Source organism: Peribacillus sp. FSL R5-0717 (assembly GCF_038002945.1).
Lineage (GTDB): Bacteria > Bacillota > Bacilli > Bacillales > DSM-1321 > Peribacillus > Peribacillus frigoritolerans.
The window spans coordinates 961,403-974,754 of the sequence record NZ_JBBOOF010000001.1 but is presented as its reverse complement, the minus strand read 5'-3'; the positions used below and the strand labels follow the sequence as shown (position 1 = coordinate 974,754).

15 protein-coding genes and 1 tRNA gene are annotated in these 13,352 nt (G+C 39.0%); all 16 read left to right on the top strand.

The window, feature by feature from the left end; genetic code table 11:
* On the top strand, window positions 1-804 hold the full coding sequence (gene racE, locus NYE65_RS04735) for a glutamate racemase (protein ID WP_340859954.1): 804 nt from the start codon (window positions 1-3) through the stop codon (window positions 802-804).
* Window positions 805-861: 57 nt separating this feature from the next.
* On the top strand, window positions 862-1,068 hold the full coding sequence (locus tag NYE65_RS04730) for a hypothetical protein (protein WP_328176274.1): 207 nt from the start codon (window positions 862-864) through the stop codon (window positions 1,066-1,068).
* Window positions 1,069-1,140: 72 nt separating this feature from the next.
* Window positions 1,141-2,220 (top strand): GerMN domain-containing protein, encoded by a 1,080-nt coding sequence (locus tag NYE65_RS04725; protein WP_034308974.1) that lies wholly within the window; start codon window positions 1,141-1,143, stop codon window positions 2,218-2,220.
* 199 nt (window positions 2,221-2,419) lie between these two features.
* Window positions 2,420-3,502: a GerAB/ArcD/ProY family transporter gene (locus NYE65_RS04720; protein WP_106025971.1), complete on the top strand. Its 1,083-nt coding sequence runs from the start codon at window positions 2,420-2,422 to the stop codon at window positions 3,500-3,502.
* Window positions 3,499-4,974 carry a spore germination protein gene (locus NYE65_RS04715; protein WP_340859953.1) on the top strand — a complete coding sequence of 492 codons (1,476 nt, stop codon included), beginning with the start codon at window positions 3,499-3,501 and terminating at the stop codon, window positions 4,972-4,974. The genes NYE65_RS04720 and NYE65_RS04715 overlap by 4 nt, the downstream gene beginning before the upstream one ends.
* Complete coding sequence (locus NYE65_RS04710; protein WP_340859952.1) at window positions 4,971-6,092, top strand: Ger(x)C family spore germination protein; 1,122 nt, start codon at window positions 4,971-4,973, stop codon at window positions 6,090-6,092. Before NYE65_RS04715 ends, NYE65_RS04710 begins: the two co-directional genes overlap by 4 nt.
* Before the next feature lie 215 nt (window positions 6,093-6,307).
* Window positions 6,308-6,919: an XTP/dITP diphosphatase gene (locus tag NYE65_RS04705; RefSeq protein WP_328176269.1), complete on the top strand. Its 612-nt coding sequence runs from the start codon at window positions 6,308-6,310 to the stop codon at window positions 6,917-6,919.
* A 2-nt stretch (window positions 6,920-6,921) separates the two neighbouring features.
* The gene (locus tag NYE65_RS04700) at window positions 6,922-7,434 is read left to right on the top strand and encodes a metallophosphoesterase (protein WP_057276662.1); all 513 of its coding nucleotides are present in this window, start codon (window positions 6,922-6,924) and stop codon (window positions 7,432-7,434) included.
* A 173-nt stretch (window positions 7,435-7,607) separates the two neighbouring features.
* Window positions 7,608-7,681 (top strand) — tRNA-Arg (locus tag NYE65_RS04695).
* Between the two features lie 176 nt (window positions 7,682-7,857).
* Window positions 7,858-8,058 (top strand): hypothetical protein, encoded by a 201-nt coding sequence (locus NYE65_RS04690; RefSeq protein ID WP_034308956.1) that lies wholly within the window; start codon window positions 7,858-7,860, stop codon window positions 8,056-8,058.
* A 509-nt stretch (window positions 8,059-8,567) separates the two neighbouring features.
* Window positions 8,568-9,916, top strand: a protein-coding gene (locus NYE65_RS04685) for an IS3 family transposase (protein ID WP_340859554.1) whose coding sequence is annotated in 2 segments (ribosomal slippage) — window positions 8,568-9,027 and window positions 9,027-9,916 — 1,350 coding nt in all. Because the reading frame shifts where the segments join, the coding sequence is not laid out codon by codon here.
* A gap of 599 nt (window positions 9,917-10,515) precedes the next feature.
* Window positions 10,516-11,271 (top strand): DUF2087 domain-containing protein, encoded by a 756-nt coding sequence (locus NYE65_RS04680; protein WP_063590486.1) that lies wholly within the window; start codon window positions 10,516-10,518, stop codon window positions 11,269-11,271.
* Between the two features lie 18 nt (window positions 11,272-11,289).
* Complete coding sequence (locus NYE65_RS04675) at window positions 11,290-11,652, top strand: GIY-YIG nuclease family protein (RefSeq protein ID WP_340859951.1); 363 nt, start codon at window positions 11,290-11,292, stop codon at window positions 11,650-11,652.
* 139 nt (window positions 11,653-11,791) lie between these two features.
* Window positions 11,792-12,070: a 2TM domain-containing protein gene (locus NYE65_RS04670; protein WP_098866425.1), complete on the top strand. Its 279-nt coding sequence runs from the start codon at window positions 11,792-11,794 to the stop codon at window positions 12,068-12,070.
* A 184-nt stretch (window positions 12,071-12,254) separates the two neighbouring features.
* Window positions 12,255-12,428: a hypothetical protein gene (locus NYE65_RS04665; protein ID WP_164468799.1), complete on the top strand. Its 174-nt coding sequence runs from the start codon at window positions 12,255-12,257 to the stop codon at window positions 12,426-12,428.
* Between the two features lie 43 nt (window positions 12,429-12,471).
* Window positions 12,472-12,825 carry a YidH family protein gene (locus NYE65_RS04660; protein ID WP_034308949.1) on the top strand — a complete coding sequence of 118 codons (354 nt, stop codon included), beginning with the start codon at window positions 12,472-12,474 and terminating at the stop codon, window positions 12,823-12,825.
* Window positions 12,826-13,352 lie beyond the last annotated feature (527 nt).

Here is a 13,352-nt window from a genome sequence, read left to right as displayed (position 1 = left end):
TTGAAACAACCGATAGGCATCATTGATTCAGGAGTAGGCGGCTTGACAGTAGCTAAAGAAGTCATGCGTCAGCTTCCAAATGAAAATATAATTTACTTAGGTGATACAGCAAGATGCCCATATGGGCCGAGGACAAAAAAAGATGTCCAAACCTTCACATGGCAAATGACGAGATTTTTGATGAAGAAGGATATAAAAATGCTGATCATCGCTTGCAATACAGCGACTGCAGCTGTATTGGATGAAATTAGGGCTATACTTCCGATTCCTGTGTTGGGTGTCATACACCCAGGGGCAAGGGCGGCATTGAAAGTTTCTGATTCCTTGCATATTGGAGTTATCGGTACGGAAGGCACGGTAAAAAGCAAAGCTTATGACGATGCACTTGCTTCCATCAATTCCGATGTGAAAGTAGATAGTTTAGCATGCCCGAAATTTGTCCCAATCGTAGAAAGCGGGGAGTTTCAAGGGGGGATCGTCAATCGGGTCGTGGCACAAACCTTGAACCCGTTAAAGAAAACGAAAATCGATACACTGATCCTTGGCTGTACCCATTATCCACTGCTGGGGCCTGTAATCTCTTCCTATATGGGGGATGATGTACAAGTCATTTCCTCCGGAGAAGAGACGGCCCGGGAGGCAAGTGTCATTTTGGATTACTATAAATTAATCAATAAAAGCAAGCTCCGTCCAGTTCATCGCTTTTATACAACCGGTTCAAGAGATATGTTTGGTTCCATCGCGTCGAGCTGGCTCGGTATTCATGCCAATACCATCGAAACAATTAAAATCGATCACTTATAAGACTTCCATTTGGAAGTTTCAGACTGCAGACAAACTTAACGAAAATGGAGTTTGTCTGTGGTTTTTTTATGGTTTGTACATTTGGCCGTTGATTGGAACGTGAGGGACTCGCTTTCCCTGCAGGTGCATGAAAGGATCCTATCCAGCATTCAGATTATACTTGGGGATGGGATTCGATTGTTCCATTCAGGAAGTCTCCCAAATCCTAATGAAGCTGAAAAAGATGCTTCAGTACGGGCAAATTGCCCAGCTCCATTATCGTAGGGAAAAATAATTGGTCTATTTTCCCCTAGGGCTCGTATAAATAGGAGTACAAACTGTCCTAGGAGTGATTTTATGTCCAATAAATCAAAAGTAACAATGGCTGTGACCATTCTGGCATCTTCTTTTTGGCTTTCAGGCTGCGGATTATTTGGCGGTGAAGAGAAAAAGGAAATTGATCCCCCGAAGGATGTTTCATTAGTCGAGGATGAATCTTCATTAAAAGAAACAGAAACGAATGGTGAGGAAAAGCCAGCGACTGAGGGGGAAGAAGGCGCTGTAGAATCGAAAACGGTGAAGACGGAGTTATATTTAATTGATAAAAGCGGGTATGTGGTTCCACAGACATTGGAACTTCCTAAATCGGAAGCTGTCGCTAAACAAGCCCTTGATTACCTTGTCAATAACGGACCAGTCACGGATAAACTTCCAAATGGGTTCAGGGCCGTCATTCCTGCCGATACCCAAATAAGCGTGAACATTAAAGACGGGGTGGCTGTGGCGGACTTTTCGCCGGAATTCAAAAACTATCAGAAAGAGGATGAACTTAAAATCCTTCAAGCCATCACATGGACCCTGACACAATTCGATTCGGTCGATAAAATCCAAATGAGAATCAATGGGGAAGATATTTCCGAAATGCCGGTCAATGGTACACCGATAGATGAAAATATCTCAAGGTCTTCAGGAATCAATATCGATACGAGTGATGTAGTCGACATTTCCAATACCAAAGCACTCACCGTTTATTATGTAGGCGGTGATGAAGAGTACACTTATTATGTTCCCGTGACGCGCAGGATCAGCGAAACGGTGACTGATAATGTAACAGCAGTCATTCAGGAATTAACGAAGAGTCCTTCGGGTTCTAGCCTGCAAACAGGGTTCATGAGTGATGTAGCTTTACTTGACGAGCCAAAAGTGGCAGAAGGTAAGGTCAGCCTGAATTTTAACGAAAATATCCTTGGAAGCTTTAAAGAGAAAAAAGTATCACAAGAGGTCCTTGATGCCTTGGTCCTTTCCTTGACGGAACAGAAAGGAATTGAAAGCGTTGAAGTGCAAGTGCAGGGCAGCGCAGATGTTCTTAATGAAGAAGGTAAGAAATTATCCGAACCAGTCGTCCGTCCAGAGAAAGTCAACACAGGCAGTTTTTAAATATATTTAGAAATAAAACAATGAGGCAGCTTGCAGCTGCCTCTTATTTTTTTGCCTCCGCCATTGAATGACCACGCTGTTAAAGAGTGAAAGCTAATATCGCCCCAAGGCAATTTCCCGTGTTGTGGGAAAGTTTTTACATAAATAAATTTTAAGAAGGGGAAATTACTTTTAATTATGTAATTGATGGGGGGATATTATGGATCAAAAGGTCATTCAGGCTTTACACATCTATGTTTTAATCATCATGAATACAGGATTCATGGTGCATGTCCTGCTCCTCCCCAATATCTTATCCGCATCTCAACGCGACGGATGGATAAGTGTCATAATAAGTGTTGTTCCATGTATCGTTTGGACACTATTTATTTTTTATATTTATAAAAAACTAGATAAAGAAGATATAATCTCTTTTCTGAAAAAATGGTCTACACCTTTTGTTACATATATTTTCACGATAGCATTTGGCTTGTACTTTATAATTAACGCCTTCATAACCGTCAAATTTACATTGATTTGGGCAAAAGCTAATTATACTCATGACATACCAAACATCGTAGTCGTCAGTCTATTCACTTTTATTTGTATTTTTGCAAGTTATAAAGGAATACGCACCATAAGTACTTTGGCTCTCCTATTTCTTCCGGTCGTCACTATTTTGGGGATATTTGTGGGGCTGGGGAACACGAGTAATAAGAATTACGAATTATTGTTCCCGATATTTGAAAGCGGGTATCGCCATACACTAAATGGAATGCTGTATACGAGTGCAGGATATTTAGAAATCATCGTTTTTTTATTTTTAACTCCTTACTTGAAAAACAAGCTAAAAGCCAAGTGGCTTTTACTGGTTGGTATTATCCTCATCATGCTGACGTTAGGCCCCCTCATGGGAGCGATGGCGGAATTTGGTTCTGTGGAAGCGGTGAAAATGAGGAATCCGGCTTACGAACAGTGGAAGTTGCTAAGATTTGGCTATTATATTACTCGACTCGATTTCCTTTCCATTTTCCAATGGCTTTCAGGTGCCATGATCCGAATAAGTTTATGTTTATTTATAGGCTATAAGTTAATCTCGAATTCAAAACATCAGAAGTGGATACTGCTTACACTATATTTGTTAATTGTTATTGGAACGCTAATCCATTGGGATGCTACTTCATTTTTTAATCTTTTATACAAATATTTCTTTCCGATAAGCAGTCTGTTTCTTTTTAGTGCTGCAATTATACTGTTATTTATTATTTTTAAAAAGGGAAAAGGAAAAGGTGAAACATTATGAAGAAGGGAAATTTGAATGGTACTCCTTCTTACATTGACCAAATCCGAAAATGGTTCGAACATTCTTCCGATGTTGTTTTAAGAACAAAAACTTTTGATAATGAAGGTCGTTATTTGTTGGGATTTTTATATGCGCCAAACTTAGTGGATATGCCATTCATCAATGAAGTGATTCTGCCTACAATATCTAAAGCGGTTCAAGAAAATGGCGAATTAACAATTGATCAATTAAGCAATATCATGGAGATCAGTACGCTTAAAAAGGGCTCCGATTTAAAAGACGGAGTAGAAAGCATTCTTTTTTCAGGGGACCTGATCATTATTAATGAATCTTCCAACGAAATTTACCATACCCCATTAGCTAATTCCCCTAAGCGCAGTCCGGAAGAATCCAATATAGAATCTTCCATTCGGGGACCAAGGGATGGATTCGTTGAGAATATAGCGGATAACATGTCTTTAATTCGCCAGAGGTTAAAAACGGCATCACTTAAATGTATAGAATATACAATCGGGAAAAGAAGTAAAACTAAAATATTGCTGCTATATATTGATGACATTATCAATCCCTCGATTCTATTGGATGTTAAAAAACGATTGGATTCATTAAAGGCTGATATCATAGTCAGCAGTTACCAAGTTGAAGAACTCTTATATGATACTCAATTTTCCATTTTCCCCTTAATGGAGTATATCGGTCGACCGGACTATGTTGTTGAATCCTTGAATCAAGGGCGCTTTGCCATCCTGGTAGACGGGAATCCCACAAGCTTGATCGGACCAACGAGTATTAATCAGTTACTTTATGCTGCCGATGACGCACATGCAAGCTTTTTTTACATTAGTTTTATGCGCATCATTCGTGTAGTCTCATTATTTGTAACGGTTACGTTACCGGGATTTTTTATAGCGTTGGTTACCTATCAATTCGATCAAATTCCCTTTTCGCTTCTTGCGACGATTTCCATCACGAGACAGGGATTACCCATACCTGCTTCTTTGGAGGCATTCGTAATGATCATATTGTTTGAACTATTTAAGGAAGCCGGTCTTCGCCTGCCAAAAGCAGTTGGTCCGACTGTTTCTGTATTGGGTGGATTGATTATAGGTGATGCAGCGATTCGGGCAGGGCTGACTTCACCCTCCATGCTCGTAATAATTGCTGTTACAGTTTTCTCAAGCTATACCCTAATCAATCAGAATATCGCTGGGAATATCGTTCTTATAAGGTTATTCATATTTGCATGTTCAGCATTTCTAGGCTTGTTTGGATTCTTCATGGGAATATTTCTTATCTTGATTGTTGTGGTTTCCTTGGAAAGTTTCGGACAGCCTTTTGTGAATCCATTTTCCAAACCAAATAAATCGGACATGTTAAAAGTCTTATTCAAGCTTCCGTATGGGATGTTAAGGCAGCGGAATCAAGCTCTACAATCCAGTGATAATGAATCGCAAAAGGAGTCGGACAAATGAGAAAGCTAATTGCAGTCATGGTAATTGGCTGTCAACTTTTATTGACGACAGGCTGCTGGGGAATGAAGGAAATTCAAGCTCAAACATATGGATCCGCTCTAGGGATCGATTATAAAGAGGGTGAATTCATCTTATACTTTCAAGCATTGAATTTTGCGGATATAGCAAAACAAGAGGGAGCCACAGCATTACAAGAAAAAACTGGTGTTGTCATTGGGAAAGGTAAAGGGGAAAGTATCGAAGAAGCATTTACTGAATTAGAACAAAATGCAGCATTGCCACTTTATATCGGGCATGTTAACTCCTTCATTTTAAGTGAGGATGTAATCAATAAGAAAATGAAGGATTTCATTGAATATGTAGGGAAAGAGCCCTTATTGCGATACAATTCATGGCTGTTTGTTACAAACGAGGATATTAAAAAGGTGTTTAACGGTGATAGTTTCTTTAATCTTCCTAACTTATTCACGATCATTCAAAGGCCAGAGACCGTTATTAATGAAAACTATTTCATTTCCCCGTTAAAATTCAGTGAACTGGTTTCGAAATTTTATCAACCGGTTGGTTCCATTTTAATTCCCTCAATGGTAATAAATGAGCATCATTACACAGACAGGGGGAAAGAAAAAAAGATACCAACGTTGAATGGCGGCTATGTTTTATCAAAACAACAGTATAAAGGGTTCGTAAGTAAACAAGATTTGACTGGTATGAAATGGGTTGAAAATAAGGCGACAGTCATGTTTTTTTCCCTGAATAAACAAAAGGTAAGTGTTGAAATCATGGACCCCAAAACAAACATCAAAGTATTGGAACAACAAAAGAAACCCTTATATGATTTAGAAGTTAAAGCAAATGGGATATTGAAACGAAATTTAGACAACCTGGATATGGAAAAAATCGAAAAAAAGGTAGAAATAAAAATTAAGCAAGATATTTTGAAGACATTGGAGACGGGGGAAAAAATCAATACAGACCTTTTTAACATAAGTGAAAAGGCATACAGATACCATGTCAATAAGTGGGATAATAAAATTATTAATTCCTTTGATAAGACTTCAATAAATAACATAAAAGTTAATATCCATATTGAACATAGTGAAAATTACAAACGTTAGTTTATAAGTTTCAGGTTATTGCAGGTGAGGGAGTTGTGTTAGACTTAACTTATCTGGAAAGTTCAGCGGCTGTTGTTGATCATGATAGGCAGAGTTGAATCCGTCCGTTGGCACTGGAGAAGAAGCGGCTTTTACATATGACGAATGACTAGCAAATTCTTTCTCAGCCCCAAAAGAGCTCCTGTGCCGATAAAATGAAAAAGGGTGAAATGAAAATGAAGACAGTAATCATTGCAACGAAAAATAAAGGGAAAGCCAAGGAGTTCGAAAGCTTATTTTCTGCTAAAGGTTATGAAGTCAAAACACTTCTCGATGTAGCGGATGCCCCGGATGTGGAGGAAACAGGCACGACCTTTGAAGAAAATGCGATCCTGAAGGCAGAGGCCATTGCCCATCAGCTAGGCCACTTTGTCATTGCTGATGACTCCGGATTGATTGTAGATGCATTGGAGGGCCGTCCAGGCGTTTATTCTGCCCGCTATGCTGGAGAGGCCAAGAGTGATGAAGCAAACACGGAAAAAGTCCTCCGCGAACTGGAAGGCGTGCCAAAAGAGGCTAGGACGGCGAGATTTTATTGCGCCTTGGCACTAGCGTCACCCAACCAGGAAACGATTACGGTATCGGGAACGATGGAAGGCTTGATCACGGAACAGCCCTCAGGAACGAATGGATTTGGTTATGATCCCATCTTTTTTGTAGAGGAACAGGGCAAAACAAACGCTGAATTGACAAAAGAGGAAAAAAACCAAATCAGCCACCGTGCCAACGCGTTGAGGGCTCTAGATGAAAAACTTGATCTATTTCTAAAAAGGGAAGAAGGAATGTGACGATGAAAGTGCTAATAATGAGTGACAGTCATGGCTTAACTCATGAAATCAGCATGATTGCCGAACGTCATAAACAAGAGGTCGCCGCCATGATCCATTGCGGTGATTCAGAGTTGGAAAGAAATGATCCTCACATGGCGGAGTTTTTGGCCGTTGGCGGGAATTGCGACTATGATTCGGCATATCCGGATGATATTGTGGAGAATATCTCAGGCAAGCGTTTCTTCGTTACGCATGGACACCTCTATAACATAAATATGACCTTGATGAACCTATCTTATAAAAGTGAGGAGACAGGGGCGGATATTATTTGCTTTGGTCACTCCCATGCTCCAGGTTCAGAGTGGATTGACGGCAAGCTCTTCATCAACCCGGGAAGCATACGGCAGCCGCGGGGACGAAAAGAGAAAACATACGCCATTTTGGAGATTGGAAATGACCAACTTGAAATCATCTATTATGACCTTGAAGGAAAAATCGTTGAGGATTTAAGAAATGCTTATCAAATGGAATGACTTCATGTATAATGAACAGGAAGCGTTTTTCCCCGCTTCCTGGTTCTTAAAAAAAGAAAAAAACTTTTTTTGAAAAACCGTTGACTTCCTTTTGATATCCTACTATAATAAGAAGTGTCCTAAGGGAACAGTTAAGGTAATACATAAGTTTTACCGCAACTTATATCATAAACGTCTCAGTAGCTCAGCTGGATAGAGCAACGCCCTTCTAAGGCGTCGGTCGGGAGTTCGAATCTCTCCTGGGACACTAACTTAAAAAGCCAAAACCTTCTAAAGGTTTTGGCTTTTTTACTTTTTTGGGTGTTTAAGCTAACGAGGGTCATTTTGATTTGCATCCTTTTAACCATGAAATTTTTTATTTCATATTTATCGCAGGTGGATGACCATTTATGTCGAACTTGTAATAAATAAGGAGATGTTTAAATGAATAAAGATAGATTATTCAAGTTCATTCAAACTTCCACTCGGGGCAATTTCTTCTCAGTCGAAATAACCGAAGATGGAACAGAAGTGGTCCAATTAGCCAAAGAGTTAGAAAAAGAAGGAAGAATAAAGTTGAGGGAATGTAAACGAAAAGAAAAAGGTGTTTATCTGGAAGGAATACTTAAGTTTGTGCCTAGCTAATACTTAATGAGCTCTGCGAAGGATTTTTATAAGGAATTTTATAAAACATCCTTTGCGACAAAATGGGAATGGGAGACCGAACAGTGAGGTGAGGGTTAAAAAAATTCATGAACGGTCGAATATTGTGTGGTTTAGGTCGATAAACAGCTCAGGTCTTTATGGTCTTAACTGTAATCCTCACTGGATTTAAGAAATTTGCACAGCGCTACTGCCGGATTATTGGCAGCCGAGACACCAAAAGTGCTTGCTTTGATGCGACTTGGCAGACAGTCGGCGGAAAGGGAGCGAATTTCTAAATCAACTCCAACTTTCTCAAATAAAAAACTGTAGGCAAAAAGATTTCTATCTGAATTTTTAAACATAGTTGATTGGGTCGGGTGTGCGAGACTCCTGCGGGAATAGCAGTGCCTGGGGCAACGTTCAATTTGTACAAGCTAAAAAAACTGTAGGTAAAATTGAACTGCCCCGTAAATGTTAGACACCAAACTAACATTTACGGGGTGTTTTTTATGGCTAATTTTTCTGCCGAACAGAAAATATTCATTACACGACTTTACCTTGAAGGAAAGCACAGCTATATGGATCTTCAAAAAATATTTGAAGTTTCGTATCAAATGATTCAAGGATGGGTTCGTTTATACCAAATTCAAGGAGTCGATGGATTTAAGAAATCCTATACAAGTTATTCTACGGAGTTTAAAATGGATGTACTTAATTATATGAATGAAACGGGTATATCTTCTTACGACGCAGCCGCAAGGTTTAATATTTCATCTCCAGCGCTAATTCGGACATGGAGAATAAATGTTAATGCCTATGGATTAGATGCCCTAATTTCTAAGAAAAAGGGGAGACCATCCATGAAAAAAGATATCAATCCATCCAAACAAATTGAAGGTTCGGTTAAAGAGCTTGAAGAACGAATTAAACAACTGGAAATGGAGAATGCGTATTTAAAAAAGTTAAATACTTTAGTTCAAATGCAGGAAAAATTACAACCCAAATCAAAGCGCAAGTAATTTATGAACTAAAGTCCATTTATGAGGTTGTGGCCTTAATTAAAGTCGCTGATATTCCACGTAGCACGTACTATTATTGGGAAAAACGCTTGAATCGAGAAGATAAGTATTCGAAGGTAAAAGCCACTATTCAGTCTATCTATCATGAACATAAAGGACGTTACGGTTATCGTCGTATCACAAAAGAGTTAAAAAAATATGGGTTTTCTCACAATCCAAAGACCATCAACCGCCTCATGAATGAAATGGGCGTAAAATGTTTAGTCCGTATGAAAAAGTATCGTTCGTATAAGGGGCGTGTTGGTCGAATTGCCCCCCATATTTTACAACGTGATTTTCAAGCTGAGAAAATGAATCAAAAATGGGTAACAGACGTAACGGAATTTCATTTATTTGGGGAGAAACGTTACCTATCCCCTATCCTTGATTTATGTAATGGTGAAATTATTGCCTACAAAGTGATGAAACGCCCTGTTTATAAACTTGTTGGAGATATGTTAGATGAGGCGATTAAACACCTAAAACCAGAAGATACGGTCATCCTCCATTCGGATCAAGGGTGGCATTATCAAATGAAGAAGTATCAAAAAACCTTAAAAGATTCCCGCATTATACAAAGCATGTCCCGTAAGGGAAATTGTTTAGATAACGCAGTCATTGAAAACTTTTTTGGCTTGTTAAAGTCTGAATTGCTTTATCTCCAAGAGTTTGAAAGTATGGAGCACTTTGAAAAGGAATTAGATGATTATATTCATTACTATAACCACAAACGAATGAAGGTAAAATTAAAAGACCTGAGTCCGATAGAATACCGAACTCAGGTCTTAGAAGCTGCTTAAATTATATGTCTAACTTTATTGGGTCAGATCAAATCGACTTACATCGAATTTTGTCTGCAGCTGAGGCATCCATACTTGGATGTCTTTTTTTGATATCAAATTCTATTTAAGGTTTGGAGATTTTTTTTATGATTTCACGGTTTTTGATTATTGCCGTATTCAATTCTTCGACGGGTGAACTTTTTTCATCAGCTTCACTCAGCTGCATCGATTGTTTTTGTATAAGTGATTCAATCGTGAGACCTTGAATTGTTCGGATACATGTTGTAATGCCATGTGTAAATCGGTGTTATGGATCGATGGAATCGCCTCGTTTTCCTCTTTCGATAAGATATCCTCCTCTAAAGCTTATTCACGTTTATAAAGCGTATTATTGGGGAAATTCCGCTTATTACTCATGATACTATATCGGCATAGTGCCATGGGAACCGTAAAGTGGAAGGTGAAATCCCTTATCAGCTTTATGTTATGAAGCCCCTCTGACTAAGAAGGCCATAATTTGCTGGAGTTATAAAAAAACAGAAAAAACATTGACATAATACAAACAAATTAATATTATGTTTATTATATTATAAACTTTATAGGGAAGTGTTTGTTCAATGAAGGACGCGGAAATGTTTTGGAGCGCATCTCAGGATGAGCTTAAACAAGGGTACATCGAAGGTGAGAATCAATATGTTTGTTTGCTGTGTGGAAATGCAGTTGAAAAGGGGATAGTATACCCGAAAGATGGAGTTCTTTATGAAGCGAAGAGGTATATGCGCATTCATATTGAACATGCGCACAGCTCGGTTTTTGAATACTTGATTGATCTCGATAAAAAACTTACAGGTCTCACCGATCATCAAAACCGTCTCCTTCGCCTTTTTTACCAAGGGAAAAATGATGCTGAGGTTCAGGAGGAAATGGGAATTGGCAGTCCTTCCACGATTCGGAACCATCGTTTTGTGTTGAAAGAGAAAGAGCGTCAGGCTAAGTTGTTTTTAGCCCTGATGGAACTTTTGAAAGATAAAGATGAACACGCGCCGGCATTTATCCCGCTTCATCAAAAAGCAAGGATGGTCGATGATCGTTATAACGTTACTGAGGATGAAAAGGTGACTGTACTGAAAAAATACTTCCCTAAAGGCAGTCAGGATGCATTAAAGTCTTTTCCGCCAAAGGAAAAACAAAGGCTGATCATTCTCCAGGAAATTATGAACCGTTTTGAAAATGAGCGGAAATACGAAGAAAAGGAAATCAATCAAATATTGGGTGCGATTTATCATGATCATGTTCTTTTGAGAAGGTACTTAATAGAATATGGATTTTTGGATAGAAAGCCTGATGGGAGCCAATATTGGCTGAAGAAATGATGACTGGGGGCAAGAAAGATGGATCGTAAAAAAGAATTGAAGCAATTATATAAAGAAACGAAGGTTGAAGCAGGGATATACCAAATCAGAAATACGGTAAATAATAAAGTCTTTATCGGAAGCACCAGGAATTTAAAGACGTTGAAGGGGAAACAATTTGAATTGGAAGTCGGGACAAACACCAATAAAGTGCTGCAAAGTGAGTGGAACCAATATGGGAAAGATGCTTTTTCTTTTGAGGTACTGGAGGTATTGAAGCCAAAAGAAACAGGGTTTTTTGATGCTAAACGGGAATTGAAAAAACTTGAAGAAAAGTGGATGGGAAAAATACAGCCTTACGAAGAACGGGGATACAATAGAATGAAACCCGCTGACTTGTAAGTGGTCTTTAGGGATTCTCCTTGATTCCCGGCTCCCGATTTACCTTTGATGCATTTCATTCTTATTTCTTTATGAAAAATAAGGTATTATGGAAGCGGATGGTAATATATTTAAGTGTTTATGATTAGGGGGTGCTGAGATGGAAAATGGAGATGGATATCTACGGGCGAAAAAAAAGGTTGAAAACCTTAAGGCATTCTACATTCATATAATGGTGTATGTATTGGTGAATGTCATGTTAATTGCAATTAACCTTTTGACGGATCCCGGTTATTGGTGGTTCCTTTATCCCCTCGGTGGGTGGGGGATTGGTGTTCTGATACATGGAATTACCATTCTTGCACAAGGAAACTTCGGGTCAGAGTGGGAAGAAAGAAAAATAAAAGAATATATGGAAAAGGATAAAAAGAACGGCTGAATTTGGGCGTGTTCAAAACAGGGGGTCATTTGTGGCTCTTTTTTTGTTTGGAAAAAATAATCGGTGGATCTCACTTGTTGTAAGTTTTTAAATGGTTTAAGCTAGTAATGAGGAACCTGTCTATGAAAAAGGGGAAACCCGTGGTGGACCTTCACTAAATAATAATTAATCTTAGGAGTTGCGAATGAAAAAAATAGGATGGACCATAACGGGAATAGGGGCAATCATGGCGCTGGGGGCCTTGCTTTACCCTTTGAATGTTATTGATAAAACTCTATGTATATATTTATTGCTCGGCGGTGCAGGGCTAATGTTTGCCGGGTCAATGTTCAGGGCCTTTTCGCTCCTGAAAAGATGACTGATTTTACCATTTGATAAAAACGCTCGATTAAGGTGATGACATGGAGAAAAACCAATTGAAATATGCCCAGCAGCATCTGGCTAATGAACGCACCTTCTTGGCATGGATAAGAACGGTGATTGCAATAGTGGGAGTTGGCTTTCTTGCGACAAGCCTGCATTTTACGATTGGTGTGCATCGGGATGCCCGGATTGACTTGATCAGCATCGTGCTGGGGATGTTTGCATGTGCATTGGGACTTGTGATTACCGTTCTGGCGACAATCGGTTATCTTCAGAAGAAACGGCAAATCAATGAAGGGACGTTCCAGTCTTCAAGTGCGCACGTAATTCTAATCGCCGTTTTTATGGTCATATTGTTATCGATGATCATTTTATATTTTGTTTTCATTTAAAACTGTCCTAATCTGAATAGGGCAGTTTTTTCAGTTTCTGCTATTATATACTTATTCTCACATCGTTACGGAAAGATTTCTTCCATCAATTTAATGCCATCAAAAAACGAAAGCTTTAAAAACACTGTATTTCAGGTTATGAAAGAATCATTCAGACTTAGACTAATTCGAAGAAAACGAGTTTGTTGTAATGTTATGGCGGTTACAATTTGGGCGTGGATTTCCGATCCAGGCACTCGCTTTCCGCGGGCGGCCTAGGTGAGCCTGCGGAGTCTCGCACCTTCCTCTACAATCAACTTCGTTATGAAGATCAGAAAGAAATGATACTATAGGAGTTAAAGGTATTGGGTACTTAAGGTCCGGTGGTTTCGTAAGCATCATTTGATGAAAGATACGTTGAACCCCTTCTGTAGACAAATTGAAATAGTTAAACATGGTGAAATTTGAAACCGGAAGGGTATATAAGCGTAGGGAAAAGATCGATCAAGTTTTGTCTTGTGCCTTCCTTTTAAAATATAAACCATCAT

Coding starts and splice junctions, on each gene's coding strand:
- NYE65_RS04725 (WP_034308974.1), top strand. CDS start 1,141: ATGTCCAATAAATCAAAAGTAACAATGGCTGTGACCATTCTGGCATCT.
- NYE65_RS04720 (WP_106025971.1), top strand. CDS start 2,420: ATGGATCAAAAGGTCATTCAGGCTTTACACATCTATGTTTTAATCATC.
- NYE65_RS04715 (WP_340859953.1), top strand. CDS start 3,499: ATGAAGAAGGGAAATTTGAATGGTACTCCTTCTTACATTGACCAAATC.
- NYE65_RS04710 (WP_340859952.1), top strand. CDS start 4,971: ATGAGAAAGCTAATTGCAGTCATGGTAATTGGCTGTCAACTTTTATTG.
- NYE65_RS04705 (WP_328176269.1), top strand. CDS start 6,308: ATGAAGACAGTAATCATTGCAACGAAAAATAAAGGGAAAGCCAAGGAG.
- NYE65_RS04700 (WP_057276662.1), top strand. CDS start 6,922: ATGAAAGTGCTAATAATGAGTGACAGTCATGGCTTAACTCATGAAATC.
- NYE65_RS04690 (WP_034308956.1), top strand. CDS start 7,858: ATGAATAAAGATAGATTATTCAAGTTCATTCAAACTTCCACTCGGGGC.
- NYE65_RS04680 (WP_063590486.1), top strand. CDS start 10,516: ATGAAGGACGCGGAAATGTTTTGGAGCGCATCTCAGGATGAGCTTAAA.
- NYE65_RS04675 (WP_340859951.1), top strand. CDS start 11,290: ATGGATCGTAAAAAAGAATTGAAGCAATTATATAAAGAAACGAAGGTT.
- NYE65_RS04670 (WP_098866425.1), top strand. CDS start 11,792: ATGGAAAATGGAGATGGATATCTACGGGCGAAAAAAAAGGTTGAAAAC.
- NYE65_RS04665 (WP_164468799.1), top strand. CDS start 12,255: ATGAAAAAAATAGGATGGACCATAACGGGAATAGGGGCAATCATGGCG.
- NYE65_RS04660 (WP_034308949.1), top strand. CDS start 12,472: ATGGAGAAAAACCAATTGAAATATGCCCAGCAGCATCTGGCTAATGAA.